Source organism: Corynebacterium sp. UMB8791, from assembly GCF_054166365.1.
Window position 1 is genome coordinate 1 of record NZ_JBSZCG010000095.1, and the last position, 304, is coordinate 304.

Consider the following 304-nt stretch of genomic DNA (forward strand, 5'->3'; position numbering starts at 1 on the left):
GCTAAATCCTCTGCCCAAATAAAAACAATCACTAATATACTTACCTCTCACAATTAAACTGCAACTGGTGCTTTAATAGTCCCATGATGATTATAATCTATTAACTTTATATCTTTCATTTCAAAATCTAAAACTCTGTGTTTCAATGGATTAAGCCATAATGTAGGAGAATCATATGCATTCCGTGATAATTGCTTGTTAACCTGATCAAAATGATTCTTATAAATATGTGCATCACCCAAAGTATGCACAAATTCACCTAATTCCAGTCCAGTTTCTCTAGCAACCAAATTCAATAATAAAG

At 31.6% G+C, this 304-nt stretch carries 1 protein-coding gene; it reads right to left on the minus strand.

The features are described 5' to 3' along the window. Positions 1-53 precede the first annotated feature (53 nt). Positions 54-304: thymidylate synthase (locus tag ACXIUA_RS02610; protein ID WP_457976055.1), on the minus strand; the 251-nt coding region annotated here is incomplete at its 5' end.